Raw genomic sequence first — 1,186 nt, forward strand, 5'->3', positions numbered from 1 at the left:
TCGATCTGGAGTGACACCCTGGAGCAGCAGTTGCAGCAAGCCTGCGTGGATGCTTGCGGCGCCATCGCCCCGGCCTGGCCCCTGGACCGCGCCATCGCCGTCAATCCGCACTGGTCGCGCGTGAAGATGCCGCTGCGCCAGGTGGCTGCCCGCATGGCCCTGCTGGGTGGGATCCAGGTATTTCCGCCGCGGGACCAATTGCAGCAGGCCTGGGACCAGGGCCGCGTGACCCCTGCCGATCTGGACTATGCGCTGGCACAATCCAGCCAAGCCCAGCAGCGCGGCTTGGATGCGGCGCACTGCCTGGCGGCGCTGGCCTCGGCCGCTCTGCCGCCGCGCCTGCCGCTGTTGATCGACGTGCTGGACAACGACCCCCAGCGCCACACCCGGCTGTCCTGGCGTCAGGCCATCACGCACCAGGTCAGCCAGACCTGCGCCGCCTACTTCGACCAGCACCAGGCCGACTGGCAACCCGAGCGCGGTCGTGGCCTGTACGCCTTCTGGCGCGAGACGCTGGAGCACGACCACGGCATCGGCCTGTTGATGGGCCTGCCGCATATCGCCGACGGTATCAAGGCGCTCCCGGCCTGCGCCCGTGAAGCGGAGCGCTGGGTCATGCAACGCCTGGCGCTGCCGCCCGAGGTCTGGGCCGACTACCTGGAGTCGGTGCTGTTGACCGTCAATGGCTGGGCCTCCTGGTGTGCTTACCTGGGCTGGCAGGCGCAGTTGGAAGGCAGCAGCGACCAGCACCTGCGCGAACTGCTGGCCATCCGCATGGCCTGGGGCGCCTTGCTGCTGGAATGCAAGGACGATGACGCCGCCAGCCACGCCTTCCACACCGTGCAGCAAGCCTGGGCCCGTTCCCAGGAACGCTTGCAACAGGCCCAGCAAGAACTGCTGGTGGACGAACTCTGGCAGCTCGCCCTGGAGGCTGGTTACCAGCGCCAACTGGCAAGCGCCTTGCGGCAGCAGGGCGCGGTCAGTGCGCAGGATGCGGCGCGCGTGCAAGTGCAGGCCGCCTTCTGCATCGATGTGCGCAGCGAACCGCTGCGGCGCGCCCTGGAGGCGGTGTCACCAGGCATACAGACGCTCGGCTTTGCCGGCTTCTTCGGCTTGCCGGTAGCCTATACGCCGCTGGCCACCCAGGCCAGCCGCCCAAAGGTGCCGGGCCTGCTGCGACTCTAGA

The 1,186-nt window shown here is 68.8% G+C and carries 1 pseudogene; it reads left to right on the plus strand.

What is annotated here, in order from left to right:
- Window positions 1-3 precede the first annotated feature (3 nt).
- Window positions 4-1,176: pseudogene (locus I5W_RS19315) on the plus strand (putative inorganic carbon transporter subunit DabA); the annotation flags it as partial.
- Between the last annotated feature and the right edge of the window lie 10 nt (window positions 1,177-1,186).

The organism is Herbaspirillum sp. B65, assembly GCF_000333555.1.
In the GTDB taxonomy this organism is placed as follows: domain Bacteria; phylum Pseudomonadota; class Gammaproteobacteria; order Burkholderiales; family Burkholderiaceae_D; genus Herbaspirillum; species Herbaspirillum rubrisubalbicans.